Below are 16,865 nucleotides of genomic sequence, written 5' to 3' on the forward strand. Positions count from 1 at the left end.
TATCGGTTCGGGCTGTTGCGGAGGAGGGGTGATACAACTTAGGTTGCGGGAGAGGGCGTTATTGCGGCAGGGTCAGCTGTCTGAGCCGCAGGCGAGTTCTGGCCCTGCCGCAATGCTTTTAGCCATCTCACGGAACCTTAGTTGTATCCCCCGACGGAGTCCTTGCCCGGGCCGATATCCTCTCCCTCTGGCGTACGGTGTTCTCTCCACCTTCCGGAACCAGCAATATCCCCCCGACGGAGTCCCTGCCCGACCTGATATCCTCTCCCTCTGGCGTCCGCTTTTCTCTCCCACCTTTCTCCCCACAAAAAAAGCAGGAAGCTCCGCACACTCCCTGCAAACTCTCACACAAACCAAAATCCTCACACCCAAGCCAAAAGAAGCCCCATCTACTTCATATTCGCAAACCTCTCCACAGCCTTAGTAAAATTCTCAATCGTCTTATCCGCATCCCCATGCTCAATACCATCTCTCACACAATGCTGGATATGCCCCTCAAGCACAACCTGCCCAACCTTATGCAAAGCCGACTTCGCCGCATTGATCTGAGCCAAAACATCCTCGCACGGAATATCCTCATCCACCATCCGATCGATCGCCTGCACCTGCCCAACGATCTTCTTAAGTCTCCTGTGAAGGTTCTCCGAGTCCATACACTGCTTCATACTATTACCTCCAATATCAAAAATCACAGTCAGCAGACATCCGCGCTCCAAAGCCACCAACTGTCCCTGTCACTTTTATATTAAAGAACCCACCCCACCTTGTCAAGTTTTTCACCACACCACACAAAAAGACACCCAAACACACCCTCACTCATCACAAACCGCAATCCCCTCCCGGACCCGCTCCGTAAGACTGTCTCCACCCTTACGATACCAAGCTTCCACAAAAGAATCAAAAGAACTCACAGGCATCCTCCCCATAATAATCTGGATAAATGCATTCTTCTCCAGCAAACGCAAAGTCTGAGGAATCTCCCCGTCACCATCCCCCAGATACTTTTTCTCCGGAGCACGGTAATTCGCATCCACCAAAAGCCCCACCGCTGAGATCCTGGACTTGTACGCCGCCCAGGCCTCCACCGAAGGCACATCCGCCTCGAGATATTCCTTACACGCATCAAAATAAGAAACCTCAATGGCACTGAGATCCTCCCTCGTCTTCGCATCACCAGAACTGTAGAGAACCTCACGGATATGCTTTGTCACTATATAGGTAGCCTCATTATAATCCACATTGATCATCAGCGGACGCGCTGTAGGATCCACATTCAGTGCAAAATAAGTGTTCATCTCATCCGCATCCTCTGCCTCATATCTGGAATGATCAAACAACACACTCAAAATCTTCATTGCAATCTCCGGATGCTCATACCCTTTACGCACAACTACATATTTATTATCCCGAAACGTAGAATATACCTCCACGGTCCGCTTTGCATCCGCAGTCAGATAATACGGCTCCCAGTCCGCCTCTTTATTCTTCCGGTACTCATCCATAAGGGGATTATTGGGCGTCCACCAGAGGCCGAAAAACGCTCCGCACTTTCCATTCACCACAAGATCCCGGATATTATTCTGTGCACGCAGAGCAAAATCCGGATCCAGAATCCCCTGCTTATAAAGCTCCCTTAAATACCCCAGAGCCTCCTTTGTCTCCTCCGTCAGTGAACCGTAGACAATTTCTCCATCTGCATTTTTGATCCACTGCTGGGGATACGCACCGAACATTTCAAACACAGAATCCACCGAATAGCTGGTACTGACCGTACCCACAAGCCCCGGATCACAGACAAGACCCACAGGATCTTCGCCCTCTTCTGCACCCATCCGGTTCTCCTGGAATGCACGGATCACAGAAAACGCCTCGTCCAGGGTCTTCGGCTCTTTCAGTCCCAATTGTTCCATCCAGTCACGTCTCAGCCACAAAAGCTGCGGTCCGTCATCAATCGCAGTCTCCGGAAGCGCAAACAGCTTCCCGTCAAATGTTCCAGATGCCAGAAGCTCTTTTCCATAACTTTCATACATCTCCTGTATCTTATCGGAAGCACAGCTTTTGTATACTTCCGTCAGATCTTCAATCAGATCATTTTCAACCAGTTCTTCCAGAGTCTCCCTGTCCGACACCAGAAAAATATCCGGAAGATTCCGGTCTTTGACCAGGATGTTCAAAGCTTCGTCATACCGTTCCTCACTCTCCATAAAAACATTCTTATTCTGAATATTCAGTGTCTTTTTCAGATACCGGGTATATGCGTTATCCTCATAAGTCTGCCCGTCCGGAAGATTAGAATTATTAGCCCCTTTCATCTGTCCCAGAGTATAGGTTACAAGCTCCGGATATCTCCCCAGAGGCGAGGTTTCTGCCTGTTCCCAGCTCTTACGGTTCTTTTCAGGCAGAACATCCACATCTGTTTTTTTCATTTCTGAAGTTTCAAAAGAACACCCCGTCAAAAGTGTCAGGCTCAGTAACATACTCAGAAACACCACTGTTTTTCCCAGACTAAGTCTCATCTTTTTTCACCTCTTTCGGGATCCTCATATCAACGCTTGTCCCCTTACCTACCTTGCTCAGGATCCGGATGGCATATTTTTCTCCATATAAGATACACATACGGTCATTGACATTTTTAAGGCCATAGCCTTTTGCCTGATATGTGAGCAGCTTTTCTGCCTGCTCCTGCTCCATGCCTATTCCGTTATCTTCAACCCGGATCACTACATCCCCATTCTCTTCAAAGAAATAAAGCTTCAGAAGCTTTTCCCCTTCCTCCTTCACATCCAGGCCATGCTCCAGAGCATTCTCAACGATAGGCTGCAGGGCAAGCTTCGGAACCAGCTCCTGCTGCACAGATGGATCGATCTTCCACTCCACCTTAAAATCATTGTCATGCATGATCAGCTGGATTTCCAGATAAGCTTCAATATTCCGGATACAGGTTTCCACAGTTACCATATCTGCTCCCTTACTGAGTGCTGTCCGGTAAAATGTAGACAATGCCAGAGTCACACGGCTGCTCTCCTTCTGTCGGCTCTTAATCGCCATCCAGTTTATAATAGAAAGGGAATTATAAAGAAAATGTGGATTGATCTGGGCAGTCAGCGCTTTCAGTTCAAATTCCTTCAGGGCAATCTTGTTTTCATACACTTCTTCAATCAGTCGATTGATCTCATCCATCATATGGTGAAAGCTTCTCACCAGCTGTCCTACCTCATCTCCGGAATCACTGTAAACCGTAACTTCACGACTTCCTTGGTTCACCTGTTCCATATTTCTGGTAAGCTGCTCGATCTTTCTTGTAAACAGCTTGGAAAACGTCATTCCCAGCACAATGATGATCACAACACAGAAACCGATCAGTGGGATCTCACTGATCAACACTTTTGAAACCGAGCTCTCGATCACAGCCGGAGGTTTGTAAAAATAATAGGTCCACCTTGTTTCATGTCCGCTGCTGCTGACGTAGGTATATTCTTCCCTCAGACGATCCAGCTTTTTTGCAGTTTCCTTCTGTGCGGAAATATCACTGGCTGCCAGATTTTCTCCATGATAAACGATATTTTGCTGATCATCCACCACAAAGCCTCCGGAATTCCGTTCAATGATATTAGCCAGCGGCTGGAATACTTTTCCGTAATCCAACGAAATACAGAGCACAGCCTCCCTGATCTTACCATCATATATTTCCCGGACTGCCGCGATCTGACGATTATCCCGGTCCACGATCCACTGAACCGTCACATTGTTCTTTAATTTGTCACTCCACCATTCCTCATCCACCTCTGAAAGTGGAGCCAGGGTATATTCATGGCGCACAGGAATGCTTTCTGCAAAAAGCTGTATCCCAAGAATTGCTTCGTGGTAGGATTGCGGCACTGTCAGCAGCGGATCCACAACTTCCGTATACTGTTCATATGCAGTATAACGGTCCATATCTTTATTGAAGATCACCTCCTGGATTTCCGGAGAATAGGTGAGATAATTCAACAGACTGGCATAAATCTCGATCTGCCCGTCAATACTTTCCCTGGTCTGCTCCAGAATGGAGTACATATCCTCCATCTCATTTTTCCGGACAAGACTGCTCATACGGCTGTGACTATATAATGCCAGCACAGTCATCGGAACCAGTGATACTACCACAAGCAGGATCGTCAGCTTGTACCGGTATTTCATATCATTATACTTCTTCAGAAGCCTCTTCATCCTCATTGTTTCCTTTCCGATAGGATTCCGGACTGCTTCCGTAATATTCCCGGAAGCTCCGGCAGAAATACGAAGAATTGGCAAATCCTACCTGCTCGCTGACCATGGCTACCTTCATGTTGGTGGTACGGAGAAGCTCCTTGGCCTTTTCCATTCGGAATACACGGATAAAACGGTTCAGGTTCATTCCAGTCTCCTTCTTGAAGATAAAGCTGAGATAGCCGGAAGAAAGATATACTTTTTCTGCCAGCGTTTCCAGGTTCAGATCTTCCGCATAGTGATTGTAAATATAATTTTTTACTGCTGCCACCTCATCTCGGGATTCGCTCATGGAGCGGTCCAGGAACTCTTCGTACTGGCGGATATTTTTTTCTGTAACCTCAATGATCTCCTGAATGGTAGAACAGCCATACAGATGATCCACTTCCAGATCCAGCCTGTGCTCTCCGGCAAAACGATTCTCCTGAAACAGTTCTCTTATCACATTGGAAAAAACAAATTTCACATACATGGCCGAAAACTGGGTATTGGACTGATATTTGGATGCCAGGCTGCGGAAATGGCTCCACAGCTGCTTCACATCCTTTCTGGAAATATCTTCTGAGATTTTTTCCATAAGTCTGGAATCCTGCTCCTCTTCTCCGGTATTTTTTTCCTCATCTTCCTCGCTGGTGTAGACATGAATATCCGGATGATAAAATTTTTCTTCCATCTGCTGCTCCAGCTGTTCCATGATTTCCGGCAGTTCCTGATATCCGTCAAAACGCCGGCTTACAGCCAGATGAAAGCGAACAGGATGAAGGCGCTTCAGAAGATTATAGACATTTTTTGCCACAAGGACATAATCACAGTACACATCCTTAAAAAGAAGCAAAGACTGACGGCCATTAAGATTCAAATAGAAGAAAGAACGGCGAAGCTCTTCCCGGATCTCAAGGGGAACCTCATCACTGGCAGAATCAAAAAAAGCTTCATCCGATTCAATAAGAATTGCACAGTGCCACTGCTCCCAGACAGAAAAATCCACAATTCCTTCCGCTTCCTTCAGGCGCTCCTGATCCCCGGAATAAATATAGCCCAGCAGAAAATACTGCTGAAGAAAGCTCTTTTCTTTTATGGACTGCTGCTCTTTATTTTTCCGTGATGCGATCTCTTTCTGAATTTTCTGTATGGTGTCATGAAAGCGGTCCGGATCCACCGGTTTCAGCACGTAATCGGTCACACCATAACGGATCGCCTCCTGGGCAAAAGCAAAATCTCCATAACCGCTGAAAATGATAATTTCCAGATCCGGATATTCCTCCCTTGCTTTTTTTGAAAGCTCCAGACCATCCATATGGGGCATCTTGATATCTGTCAGCATCAGATCTACAGGATGCTTTCTCAATTCATTTAATGCCAGCTTGCCATTGGCTGCCTCATAAATTTCCCATTCACCTTCTTCCATGGACAGAAGAAATCGGATTCCCTCCCGTTCCAGTTTTTCGTCATCTACCACCAAAACTCTGTACATTCCCCACCTCGCCAAATATGGCCTGATCCACGTAAAGACACGCAGATCAGGCCGTTTTTCTTTCATTTTAACATTATTCAACTGATTTGTCAGCCCTTAACCGCTCCTGCAACCACACCTTCAATGATGTATTTCTGGCATGCAAGATAAAAGGCAATGATCGGAATGATGGAAAGTACCAGAACACCCATCATTGCTCCCATATCAATGGTTCCGTAACCACCTTTCAGGTACTGGATGGCAATGGAAATAGTCTTGTATTTCTTGATATCAAGTACCAGATACGGAAGAAGATAATCGTTCCAGATCCACATGGTTTCCAGGATCGCAACCGTTACACAGGTCGGTTTCATAACCGGAAGAACTACTTTAAAAAATGTCTGGATCGGGGTACAGCCATCGATCATGGCAGCTTCCTCGATCTCGATCGGAATGGATTTTACAAAACCGCTGAACATAAATACCGCAAGTCCTGCTCCATATCCAAGATAAATGATGATCAGTCCCCACGGAGTATTCAGCTTCAGAATGTTTGCGATCTTGGAAAGAGTAAACATTACCATCTGGAATGGTACGACCATGGAAAACAGACACAGCATGTACATGGTTTTTGTCAACGTGTTGGTAACACGGTTGATGTACCAGGCACACATGGAGGTACAGAGCAGAATTACCGCAACCGAAAATACTGTGATAAATAATGTCCATCCAAATGCCTGGAAAAATCCGGTTTTTGTAAGACCATTTACATAGTTTTCCAGACCTACGAACATTTTATCCGTCGGGATTGCAAAAGGATAACGGCTGATGTATGCTTTTTTCTTAAAAGAATTGATCAAAACCAGAAGAATCGGGAAAATATAAGCAACAGATACCACACTCAGGATCGCAGTCCACAGACCGCTGAATTTTACTTTTTTATTCATTACTGCTGTACCTCCTTACTTCTTGTGAGACGATTCTGGATCATGGCAATTGCTCCAACCAGGATAAAGAAGATCACGGCCTTCGCCTGTCCTACACCTTCCCATCCGGTACGTCCATAGAAGGTATTGTAAATATTCAGTGCAAGCATCTCTGACATATTGGAAGGCTCACCATTTGTAAGAGCAAGGTTCTGGTCAAAAAGCTTGAAGGAGTTGGTAAGTGTCAGGAAAGTACAGATGGTGATGGACGGCATGACCATAGGAATGATCACATTTTTCAGAAGCTGTCCTTTGTTTGCACCATCGATCTGTGCAGCCTCGATCAGCTCACCCGGGATATTCTGGATACCTGCAATGTAAATGATCATCATATATCCGATCTGCTGCCAGCACATCAGGATCACAAGGCCCCAGAATCCGTAAACAGAAGAATATGTAAGTGTTTTATTGATCTGAAGAAGCAGACCGTTTAACAGAAGCTGCCATACATAACCAAGGATGATACCACCGATCAGGTTTGGCATAAAAAATACGGTACGGAATATATTGGTTCCTTTGATCTTCTTGGTCAGAAGCAACGCAACTGCAAAACCGATCACATTGATCAGAACTACTGATACAACCGTAAATGCGGTGGTGTACCATAATGCATGTCCAAAGGTTCCATCCTCAGTAAAAATCTTCACATAGTTCTGTAATCCCACGAATTTTGCATCCGTTACTGTGGTAAATTTACAGAAGGAAAGATATACGCCCATGATAAAGGGAACGATAAATCCAATGGTAAATGCCAGCAGGGTAGGCAGGACAAAAACCGGAAAATACTTTTTCATCATCTTATTCTGCATGTTTTCTCTTCCTTTCTCCTGAGGATGCATCCTTCCCTACTTTACGCATCCTCCCTTCATTGAAAGAGGCAGGCGGAAACCGCCCACCCCTTCGTGATCACGTTTCAGTTATACCTTATCAGCCTTCATTTGCTGCTTTGTACTCTTTTGCCCATCCGTCAACAAATGCAGTTTTCACAGCATCCCACTCGCCGGTACCCTGTGCATACTCAAGCATTGCACTGCCGACCTGGTTTTTCCACTCTTCAGAAGGCATGGTTGTAAAGTTCCATGAAACCGGAGTTTTACCAGCTTTTACATATTCGTCGGCTGCTTTTACAAGCGGATTTGCAGACTCATAATTCTCATCAAAGGTCTTGAATGGTGTTGTAAATCCCATTTCCTGGCTTATAGATTCTCTTCCTTCATCACTTGTGATAACCCAGCTGAGGAAATCAAGAGTTGCCTGGATATCCTTCTCATCTGCTTTTTTGTTTACGCACCAGTAGTTCTCACTGCCTGTGCAAAGTCCCTGGTCCTCTTCACCATCAACACCAATGTAGATTGGAAGCATTCCCATATCCTCATCTGCTACTTCGTTATCTTTGATGTTATCATAAGCCCAGGTTCCATTCTGATAGAACACAGCCTCTCCAAGACCAAATTCAGCATTTGCATCATCGATAGTCTTGCTGGAAAGAAGGCTTGGCTCACAGGTAGAATCTGTGATATAAAGGTCAAACAGGTTCTTGAAGTTGTCAAGATAGGTTCCTTTGATCGCATCTGTGGATGTGATTCCGTCTTCTTTGTACTCATAATAGATTGGAAGGTTTGCAAGGTGTGTCTTGAAGCGCCAGTCACTGGAAGAATCAAAGCCTGCGGAAGTAAATGCACCGTCAACTCCAAGGTCATCTTTCTTAGCCTGGATATCATCTGCAACCTTCTTTAATGTCTCAAAATTGTTGATCTCATCTGCAGACTTGATCACAGCGCCATCCATCTCACAGTATTTCTTAAGAAGCGCTTTGTTGTAAATAATTCCATATGTTTCAATTACATAGGCGATACCGTCAACTGCACCGCTGTCATCCTTCAGTACGAAATCGTCACTCTCCACATTTTTGTAAACATCGCTGTCTTTCAGGTCATAGCAATAATCCTTCCAAGATGCAAGTCCAACCGGTCCGTTAACCTGGAACAGTGTCGGAACCTCATCCTTGGCCATCTCTGATTTCAGAGTAGACTCATAAGTTCCGGAAGCAGCTGTAACAACGGTAACCGGTACACCAGTCTCATCGGTGTATTTCTTTGCCAGGTCTGACCACTGATCTGCCTGCTCCGGTTTAAAATTCAGATAATAAACAGAGCCTTCACTGTCATCCCCTTTTGCCATAGCCGGAACTGCCGGGATCATGGTAGCTGCCATTAATGCTGCAAGACCAAATGCTGTTGCTTTTTTCATTCTCATAATCGTACCTCTCCTTTGCCTTATATGATATTCAATTTGTTTCGCGGATATGCTTAAAACGTCCATCTCGCATATTCCTGACCGATAAGCTTCAAATCAGCTTCTCGATTAACTTGATATTATTGTAAATTGAAGAGGTCATTTTCACTATATAAAAAAATCAAGAAACATGTTGATTTTTTTATATAGTGAAAATATTGATATTTTATCATGAAAAAAGAAGCCGGAACAGGCTTGCTCCCATTCCGGCTTCTTTCATATATTATTTTCGATTCATCATGCTTTATTGACAGATCCGAAAAGCTCCATTTTCTCTTTAACAGTAGCTTTGATTGCTTCTGCTCCAGGTGCAAGAAGCTTACGTGGGTCATATCCTTTACCCTGCTGATCTTTACCCTCTTCAATGTATTTACGTGTAGCTTCAGCAAATGCAAGCTGGCACTCTGTATTTACATTGATCTTGGAAACGCCAAGGCTGATCGCTTTCTTGATCATATCTGCCGGGATACCTGTACCACCGTGAAGAACAAGCGGCATATCTCCTGTCAGCTGCTGAATAGCATCCAGAGTCTCAAAGCTTAAGCCTTTCCAGTTAGCCGGATATTTTCCGTGGATGTTACCGATACCAGCTGCAAGGAAGTTGATTCCGAGATCTGCAACTCTCTTGCACTCCTCAGGATCAGCACACTCGCCCATACCAACAACACCATCTTCCTCGCCGCCGATGGAACCAACCTCTGCCTCAAGAGACATGTTGTGCTCAGCAACGATCTTAACCAGCTCTTTAGTCTTAGCTACGTTCTCATCGATCGGATAATGAGATCCGTCGAACATAATGGAAGAGAAACCAGCCTCAACACATTTCAGGCATCCATCATAGCTGCCGTGGTCAAGATGAAGAGCAACCGGAACAGTGATGTTCAGCTCTTCCATCATACCGTTAACCATACCTACAACAGTCTTATAACCTGTCATATATTTACCGGCACCCTCGGAAACACCAAGGATTACAGGAGAGTTAAGCTCCTGAGCTGTCTGAAGGATAGCCTTTGTCCACTCAAGGTTGTTGATGTTGAACTGACCAACTGCATAATGGCCTGCTTTTGCTTTTTTCAGCATTTCTGTTGCGTTTACTAACATGATAAAATCCTCCTAACCTGTATTAGGATACGGAAAAAACCGTGTCCTTTATATCCAACCGTACTCATAATAGCAGATTTCCTTTGGTAAGTCCAGTATTTTACCAAAAATGCTGGTGTTGTGAGAATTTTTATTTTTTTTGAGAAAAAGCTTGCAATTTTAAAAAATGTTATATATAATACACTTGTTGTTCACGGATGGATTCCCGAGTGGCCAAAGGGGGCAGACTGTAAATCTGTTGGCACCGCCTTCGAAGGTTCGAATCCTTCTCCATCCAGCGAATTTAGCTCTTACATCTTTGAGATGTAGGGGCTATTTTTTTGTGAAAAAGGAAACCGCAAAGGGGCACAAGGCCGCGCCCCTCTGCACACCCCTGGGCCTTTTTTAAGGAGTTCTTGGTTGTGGAGGACGGGAGGGTGTTGACTTTTGTCTGTATGCTTCGGTGTTGGACGTGGGACGCTGTGCCGAACTGGTTGCTGTATTCTTCGGTGTTGCATGTGAGGCGTTATGCCGATACAGCCACGTTTTCGCAATTCAGGACAGGACGCAAACGTCCGCTTCCGTCCTTTGCAGTTGGAGTTTCAGCCGGGGATGTGGCATCGGTTCGGGCTGTTGTGGAGGAGGTGTGATACTGCTTAGCCGGCTCACGGAGTCTTAGCAGTATCCGCCGACGGAGCCTTGCCCGAACCGATGCCACATCCCCGGCGTACACTTATTCCACTCCCCCAACGTACGTTCATTCCAAACACAGAAAAAGGCGGCCACCTCAAAACGAGACAGCCGCCTTTCCCTCACACATCATACATAGGAAATCGAAACATCGAAAAAAATTATTTATTAACTCTGTTAACCGTATTACCATCCAGAAAAGCCTTAATATTATCAACTGTAATATCCATAATTCTCTGTCTGGAAGCCTGAGCAGCCCAGGAAATATGAGGAGTAATAATGCAGTTCTTAGCCTTAAGAAGCGGGTTATCCCCCTTGATCGGCTCAGTAGAAACAACATCAAGACCAGCAGCATAAACCTTACCACTGTTCAGAGCATCCGCAAGATCCTGCTCAACAACCAGCTGACCACGGCTGTTGTTGATAAGGATAACACCATCCTTCATCTTCGCGATATTCTCTTTGTTGATCATACCCTCTGTCTCCGGGAAAAGCGGGCAGTGAAGGAAGATCACATCAGACTGTGCAAACAGCTCGTCAAGAGAAACATACTCAGCAAGTTTCGCACCAGCCTCACTCTGATAAGCATCATAAGCAAGAACCTTCATATCCAGAGCATTCAGAAGCTTGGCAGTAGCCTGTCCAATTCTACCAAGACCAATGATACCGGCAGTCTTTCCATAAAGCTCGATCATCGGATAATCCCAGTAGCACCAGTCATCATTATTCTCCCATTTGCCAGCCTTAACAGTCTCATCATGATGACCATAATGAGAACAGATCTCAAGAAGAAGACCAAGAGCATACTGACCAACGATCTGGGTACCATAAGTCGGAACATTCACAACCGGAATATCCTTCTCTTTTGCATAATTGTAATCAACAACATTGTAGCCGGTAGCCAGAACAGCGATCAGCTTCATGTTCGGGCACTTATCAATCGTCTCTTTGGAGATCGGAGTCTTGTTAATGATAACAATCTCAGCATCACCGATACGCTCAGCGATCAGCGGAGACTCCTCATAGGAAGTTCTGTCATAAACCGTAACATCTCCAAGCTCTTTTAATGCGTCCCAGCTTAAATCTCCAGGGTTCTCTGTGTAGCCATCCAATACAACAATCTTCATATTCGTACTCACCTTTCTTAAAAAAATTTTTGTGGTATGTATGATTAATTATTTCCGTTCAGTCGTTCATCCAGAGCATTCATTTCATTCAGCTCACGGATATACAGATCCTGGGCAAGATCCAGGCTCACCTCAATAAAACGGATCTTCTGTCCAGGCCGGGCCTGGGCAATCTTTGCAAAATCCACCGTGATCACAGTACCGATCTTCGGATAGCCGCCTGTACTCTGACGGTCAGCCAGCATGATGATCGGCTGTCCGTTTAACGGAACCTGGATCGATCCCATGGAAATACCATCTGTATTAATATTACCATCACCGGCATGCTCTACCGGTTCTCTCTCAATACGGCATCCCATACGGTCAAACTCATTGGTAATGGTACCGCTGTACCAGAAAAACTTGCGGACACCCTCTTCTGTAAACTCATTCTCCTGAGGTCCCAGAACCACGCGGAGAACCACTTCATCTGAAGGATAAACTTCCGCCGGCACATGACGAAGCTCCATATTCGGAAGTTCTGTCTTCGGTGCTGTAAACTCGATGGTATCACCTTTTTCCAGCTTTCTTCCCTCAACACCACCAATGTGGTTACGAAGCAGTGTAGACTTGCTTCCCATTACAAGGGGGATATCCAGGCCGCCTGCAAAAGCGATATATCCACGGCTTCCATTTCTGGCACCTGCAAACATCAGCTTCTGGCCTTTTTTTACAAGAACTGCCTTATACATCGGAAAAGGCTGTCCATCCAGCATCGGTGTCAGATCTCCACCTGTCACCGCTATGATATTATCACTGGTAAAAGTAAGGGTTGGTCCGATAAAAGTCATCTCCAGAGCACCCTCTGTTTTTTTATTGCCTACCAGCAGATTGGCAATGTGGAAAGCTCTCGGGTCCATGGCACCGGATGTTGAAACACCAAATGCCTGATTTCCGAATCTTCCCTCGTCCTGAACAGTGGTCAGGATTCCGCCGTTTTCAACTGTAATTCCCATATCATGACCTCCGTTCTCAACCGTTATCCTGTGGTGTATAGGTTTTCACTTTATAGGTACCGTTTTCCACGTCTCTTCGGATCTGATCATACTCTGCTTTTGTGACAGGAACATGTTTTACCCAGTCACCGGCACGTACAAGGAACGGATCTTCCTTTGCAAAATTGCAGATATCAAGAGGTGTGCTTCCGATAATATTCCATCCACAAGGCTGCTCAAAAGGAATAAAATCAGACAGTGCCAGCTGAACTACGATGGATCTCGCCGGGATCTTCACTCGCGGAGAAGTTCTTCTCTTAAAGCTGAACGGCTCATCAAATCTGGCCATATACGGATGTCCCGGTGCAAAACCAAGCATATATACATAGTACTCATGCTGGGAATGCTTGCGGATGATCTCCTCCGTAGTAGTATTCTCAAGCTCTGCACAGTACTCCAGATCCGGTCCGGTCTCGCCGCCATAATAAACCGGGATCTCTTTTACAACTTTTTTGGTTGTTGTGGAAACTTCGTGCATGTCTGCAATTCTCTTCTCCAGTTCTTCCACCAGTTTGGAATAACGGATCACCTCCGGGCGGTAATGTACGATCAGCGCACAGTAGGTAGGAACTGTTTCCACCATGCCTTCAATTGGAGATTCTTTTAATTTTTCATCCAGCGCACGTACCTTGGCATTGACTTCAAGGCTGATCACGCTGCCGAATTCAACGGAAACTGCTCTGTCTCCTGCGATCAGGAACTTCACATCCATTCAGATATACCTCCGTTCTTTATTTGACAAAAAGGCCCGTCATACGTGGTGACAGACCTTCCTGCATGTATCTTTTATTCGGTTAGTCTACAAATTCAAATCCGACTTTTTTGAGAGCTTCGTCAACCCATGGACGTGGCCACTCACCACGTGTCAGGATTCCCTCAAGCTGTTTTTCCTCGCCTGCATGATACTTTCTTGCGATCTCTGCAAGCTCTGCTGTATGCTCGTCTGGTTTGATTGCCAGAAGTCCGTCAGAGTCTCCGACGATGATATCACCAGGATTGATCACGATTCCTGCGAAAGATACCGGGAAATTCATCTCTCCCGGGCCGTTTTTGTATGGTCCGTTAGGTGTGATGCCTTTTGCATATACTGGGAAATCCATCTGGCTTAATGTGTAGCTGTCACGAACACATCCGTCGATGATGATTCCTGCGATTCCTCTGGATTTTGCGTAGTTGCTCATGATCTCACCGCAAAGTGCTCTGCTCATGCTTCCTTTGTTTGCAAGAACGATAACATCTCCTGGCTGAGCCATATCCAGAGCTTTGTGGAACAGAAGGTTATCTCCTGCCGGTGCGTTTACTGTAAATGCGGTTCCCAGAAGTCTTGCCTTCGGGTTCAGTGGATAAATGCTGGAGTCTACAGCAGCGATCCTTCCACAGTTATCATCAATATTTGCAACCGGAATTCCACGGAATGCTTCTACTAATTCTTTTGACGGTCTTTCAAAGTTTCGTCTGATTCTACATCCTAATGACATATGAAAACCTCTCTTCTTTTGATTTTCTTTTTAAGTTGTATTTATCATATCATACAAGCTTCCTATTGAATAACGAATAATTTCTCTGTATAATATAAATAATTTTTATATTACTGAAACTTACTCAATTCTTATAGACAATACCAAAGAAAAGGAGCTGTTCCTATGAATCTTGCTGAAATCGAAACCTTTCTCACCATCGTAAATACCAAGAGCATCACCCGTACAGCGGATCTTCTTTTTCTTTCCCAGCCTACGGTCAGCCACCGGCTCACTTCTCTGGAAAACGAGCTTGGTTTTCCCCTTGTGATCCGTCAAAAAGGTCACAAACAGGTGGAACTGACTGCCAAGGGAACGGATTTTATCATCCTTGCGGAACGCTGGATGTCCCTCTGGAAAGAAACCATGGAGCTGCAGCGCAACCAGGATTCCCTGCTTCTTACCATCGGATGTACCGACAGTCTGAATGTAGCGGTTTTTGCTCCGCTGTATGACCGGATCTTAAATGAGCAGACCAAGCTGGATCTGAACATCGAATCCCATCACTCCTCAGAGCTTTACGGGCTCCTCGGTGAACACAGCATTGATATCGGATTTGTTTACCACAAATTGCATTACAAGAACATCATAACAGAAAAAATCTTCGAAGAAAAGCTTTATCTGGTGCAGTCAGACCAGCCATCCATTCCGGCACCTTCCGTACATACCGATGAGCTCGATCCATCCCTGGAACTTTTCTTAAGCTGGGATGATAATTACCAGATCTGGCACGACCGATGGCTTTCTTCCGCATCCAGGCCTCACATTGCAGCTGATACCATCACACTTCTTGACCGCCTCTGGAAAAAGCCGGGAAACTGGATGGTTGCACCTCAGTCCGTGATCCTGGAGCTTTCCCACTACCGGCCGATTTTTATCAGCGAGCTGAAAAACACGCCGCCGAACCGTGTATGCTACAAAATCAAGCATAAATATCCGAAATCCACAAGCAAGCGTGCCGTGGAATTCTTTGAAAATGCTCTGGATGAATTTCTTTCAGAATCCACCCCGTCCTTCCCCATCGGTCAGGTATGGGAACGACAGAAATAAAAAAACGGCAAGCATAAGTCGGCTGGGAACCTTCTTAGCTTTACCGTTTCTTCTTATATATTATTTATACCAGGATTTTTCATCCACCGCTTTTCGCCACAAAAAGCGGTGGATATTTTTTATTTCATTATTTGTTTTTCAGTTCTTCCACTGCTTTTTTGATTCTTGCACATGCTTCCTGAAGATCCTCATAGCTGCATGCGTAGGAAATTCTTAAGTATCCCTCTCCCTCGGAACCGAATGCGGAACCAGGTACCAGAGCGATTTTTGCATTGTCAAGAAGGTACTCGGCAACTTCCATGGAAGTCATTCCAAGGCTCTTGATATTTACGAAGATGTAGAACGCACCATGTGGATTGTTGCAGCTGATTCCGTCGATCTCGTTCAGTGCTTTTACCACATAATCTTTTCTTCTCTGATACTCTTTTCTCATTGCCTCAACATCTTCTGCACAGTCGCTTAATGCGGTAAGTGCTGCTTCCTGTACGAAAGAAGATGCACAGGTAACGGTATACTGATGAACACGTACACAAGCCTGGATAATTCCAACCGGTGCACACAGATATCCAAGTCTCCATCCTGTCATGGAGTAAGCTTTTGAGAAGCCTCCTAATGTGATGGTTCGCTCTTTCATTCCCGGAAGGGATGCGATGCTTACGTGCTCAGTTCCATCATATACAAGCTGGCTGTAGATCTCATCTGCAATCACAAGAAGATCATGTTTGATGGCGATCTCACTTAATTTCTCAAGTGTCTCTCTGGAGAATACACCACCGGTCGGGTTACTCGGGTTAACAACTACAATCATCTTTGTTTTGTCTGTGATCTTGGACTCCATCTCCTCAAAGTCGATCTGATAATCATTCTCCTCTTTCAGGCTGTATGTTACAGGAACTGCGCCAAGTGCTGACGGAACATGGATGTAGTTCAGCCATACCGGGTTCGGAACAAGGATCTCATCTCCAGGATCCAGGAAAGCGTCCATGGATGCAAAAGTAGCTTCACCAACACCTACGGTTACAAGGACTTCAGATGCCTCATAATCTGTACCATGGTTCTCGTTCTCCCATTTTGCAATGGCTTCTCTCAGTTTCGGGATACCATAGTTGGATGTGTAAAATACATGTCCTGCTGCAAGGCTCTCATTTGCTGCTTTTTTGATCTTCTCCGGTGTATCAAAATCCGGACGTCCGATCTCCAGGTGAATGATCTTCTCTCCTGCCTGCTGCATTTTGTTTGCTTTTTCCATTACTGCACGGATACCGGAAAACGGAAGGCATTCCATTCTTTTCGCTGTCTTGTACTCCATATTCATTTCCTCCTGAACCCTTTTATTTTTCTGCGGATATTCCGCTGTTTTTACTGCATTTAATATTTAAGCGTAT

General features: G+C 45.3%; 14 protein-coding genes and 1 tRNA gene. 2 read left to right on the forward strand and 13 right to left on the reverse strand.

From position 1 onward, the window contains the following. Window positions 1-389 precede the first annotated feature (389 nt). The 8 genes from GPK88_RS11480 to fba all read right to left on the reverse strand — a co-directional run bounded on the left by GPK88_RS11480 (window position 390) and on the right by fba (window position 10,083). Window positions 390-665, reverse strand: a complete 276-nt coding sequence (locus GPK88_RS11480) for a metal-sensing transcriptional repressor (RefSeq protein WP_148447262.1) — start codon at window positions 663-665, stop codon at window positions 390-392. Window positions 666-812: 147 nt separating this feature from the next. Further along, entirely contained in the window at window positions 813-2,516 is a 1,704-nt protein-coding gene (locus GPK88_RS11485) for an extracellular solute-binding protein (RefSeq protein WP_173763231.1), read from the reverse strand. Further along, window positions 2,506-4,215 (reverse strand): sensor histidine kinase, encoded by a 1,710-nt coding sequence (locus GPK88_RS11490; protein WP_252197760.1) that lies wholly within the window; start codon window positions 4,213-4,215, stop codon window positions 2,506-2,508. The genes GPK88_RS11485 and GPK88_RS11490 overlap by 11 nt, the downstream gene beginning before the upstream one ends. Continuing rightward, window positions 4,184-5,722 (reverse strand): response regulator transcription factor, encoded by a 1,539-nt coding sequence (locus GPK88_RS11495; protein ID WP_215707835.1) that lies wholly within the window; start codon window positions 5,720-5,722, stop codon window positions 4,184-4,186. The genes GPK88_RS11490 and GPK88_RS11495 overlap by 32 nt, the downstream gene beginning before the upstream one ends. Before the next feature lie 89 nt (window positions 5,723-5,811). After that, window positions 5,812-6,648 carry a carbohydrate ABC transporter permease gene (locus GPK88_RS11500; protein ID WP_021650827.1) on the reverse strand — a complete coding sequence of 279 codons (837 nt, stop codon included), beginning with the start codon at window positions 6,646-6,648 and terminating at the stop codon, window positions 5,812-5,814. Next, a complete protein-coding gene (locus GPK88_RS11505) occupies window positions 6,648-7,496 on the reverse strand; it encodes a carbohydrate ABC transporter permease (RefSeq protein ID WP_243004399.1) in 849 nt (282 codons plus the stop codon). The genes GPK88_RS11500 and GPK88_RS11505 overlap by 1 nt, the downstream gene beginning before the upstream one ends. A gap of 118 nt (window positions 7,497-7,614) precedes the next feature. Beyond that, complete coding sequence (locus GPK88_RS11510) at window positions 7,615-8,943, reverse strand: ABC transporter substrate-binding protein (RefSeq protein ID WP_147603320.1); 1,329 nt, start codon at window positions 8,941-8,943, stop codon at window positions 7,615-7,617. A gap of 276 nt (window positions 8,944-9,219) precedes the next feature. Beyond that, entirely contained in the window at window positions 9,220-10,083 is an 864-nt protein-coding gene (fba, locus tag GPK88_RS11515) for a class II fructose-1,6-bisphosphate aldolase (RefSeq protein WP_173762384.1), read from the reverse strand. 195 nt (window positions 10,084-10,278) lie between these two features. On the opposite strand from fba, the gene GPK88_RS11520 reads away from it, so the two are divergent. After that, window positions 10,279-10,360: transfer RNA gene (locus GPK88_RS11520), tRNA-Tyr, on the forward strand. A gap of 553 nt (window positions 10,361-10,913) precedes the next feature. Here GPK88_RS11520 and GPK88_RS11525 read toward each other — a convergent pair. The 4 genes from GPK88_RS11525 to GPK88_RS11540 all read right to left on the reverse strand — a co-directional run bounded on the left by GPK88_RS11525 (window position 10,914) and on the right by GPK88_RS11540 (window position 14,391). Then, window positions 10,914-11,879: a D-2-hydroxyacid dehydrogenase gene (locus GPK88_RS11525; RefSeq protein ID WP_173762385.1), complete on the reverse strand. Its 966-nt coding sequence runs from the start codon at window positions 11,877-11,879 to the stop codon at window positions 10,914-10,916. A gap of 44 nt (window positions 11,880-11,923) precedes the next feature. Continuing rightward, entirely contained in the window at window positions 11,924-12,874 is a 951-nt protein-coding gene (locus GPK88_RS11530; RefSeq protein ID WP_148447272.1) for a 5-oxoprolinase subunit C family protein, read from the reverse strand. Between the two features lie 16 nt (window positions 12,875-12,890). Next, window positions 12,891-13,625, reverse strand: coding sequence for a 5-oxoprolinase subunit PxpB (gene pxpB, locus GPK88_RS11535; protein WP_148447274.1), 735 nt, complete (start codon window positions 13,623-13,625; stop codon window positions 12,891-12,893). Window positions 13,626-13,707: 82 nt separating this feature from the next. Continuing rightward, entirely contained in the window at window positions 13,708-14,391 is a 684-nt protein-coding gene (locus tag GPK88_RS11540; protein ID WP_118062161.1) for an RraA family protein, read from the reverse strand. A 165-nt stretch (window positions 14,392-14,556) separates the two neighbouring features. Here GPK88_RS11540 and GPK88_RS11545 point away from each other — a divergent pair, with 165 nt between their 5' ends. Further along, window positions 14,557-15,480: a LysR family transcriptional regulator gene (locus GPK88_RS11545; RefSeq protein WP_148447276.1), complete on the forward strand. Its 924-nt coding sequence runs from the start codon at window positions 14,557-14,559 to the stop codon at window positions 15,478-15,480. Window positions 15,481-15,607: 127 nt separating this feature from the next. On the opposite strand, the gene GPK88_RS11550 is transcribed toward GPK88_RS11545, so the two are convergent. Then, on the reverse strand, window positions 15,608-16,789 hold the full coding sequence (locus GPK88_RS11550; RefSeq protein ID WP_148447278.1) for a pyridoxal phosphate-dependent aminotransferase: 1,182 nt from the start codon (window positions 16,787-16,789) through the stop codon (window positions 15,608-15,610). Window positions 16,790-16,865 lie beyond the last annotated feature (76 nt).

The organism is Blautia sp. MCC269 (assembly GCF_018785655.1).
Classification (GTDB): domain Bacteria; phylum Bacillota; class Clostridia; order Lachnospirales; family Lachnospiraceae; genus Blautia_A.

Bases quoted from the DNA above. Each gene is read 5' to 3' on its own strand.
- GPK88_RS11485 (WP_173763231.1), bottom strand. From the start codon at position 2,516: ATGAGACTTAGTCTGGGAAAAACAGTGGTGTTTCTGAGTATGTTACTG.
- GPK88_RS11505 (WP_243004399.1), bottom strand. From the start codon at position 7,496: ATGCAGAATAAGATGATGAAAAAGTATTTTCCGGTTTTTGTCCTGCCT.
- pxpB (WP_148447274.1), bottom strand. From the start codon at position 13,625: ATGGATGTGAAGTTCCTGATCGCAGGAGACAGAGCAGTTTCCGTTGAA.
- GPK88_RS11525 (WP_173762385.1), bottom strand. From the start codon at position 11,879: ATGAAGATTGTTGTATTGGATGGCTACACAGAGAACCCTGGAGATTTA.
- GPK88_RS11495 (WP_215707835.1), bottom strand. From the start codon at position 5,722: ATGTACAGAGTTTTGGTGGTAGATGACGAAAAACTGGAACGGGAGGGA.
- GPK88_RS11545 (WP_148447276.1), top strand. From the start codon at position 14,557: ATGAATCTTGCTGAAATCGAAACCTTTCTCACCATCGTAAATACCAAG.
- GPK88_RS11500 (WP_021650827.1), bottom strand. From the start codon at position 6,648: ATGAATAAAAAAGTAAAATTCAGCGGTCTGTGGACTGCGATCCTGAGT.
- GPK88_RS11510 (WP_147603320.1), bottom strand. From the start codon at position 8,943: ATGAGAATGAAAAAAGCAACAGCATTTGGTCTTGCAGCATTAATGGCA.
- fba (WP_173762384.1), bottom strand. From the start codon at position 10,083: ATGTTAGTAAACGCAACAGAAATGCTGAAAAAAGCAAAAGCAGGCCAT.
- GPK88_RS11540 (WP_118062161.1), bottom strand. From the start codon at position 14,391: ATGTCATTAGGATGTAGAATCAGACGAAACTTTGAAAGACCGTCAAAA.
- GPK88_RS11530 (WP_148447272.1), bottom strand. From the start codon at position 12,874: ATGGGAATTACAGTTGAAAACGGCGGAATCCTGACCACTGTTCAGGAC.
- GPK88_RS11550 (WP_148447278.1), bottom strand. From the start codon at position 16,789: ATGGAGTACAAGACAGCGAAAAGAATGGAATGCCTTCCGTTTTCCGGT.
- GPK88_RS11490 (WP_252197760.1), bottom strand. From the start codon at position 4,215: ATGAGGATGAAGAGGCTTCTGAAGAAGTATAATGATATGAAATACCGG.
- GPK88_RS11480 (WP_148447262.1), bottom strand. From the start codon at position 665: ATGAAGCAGTGTATGGACTCGGAGAACCTTCACAGGAGACTTAAGAAG.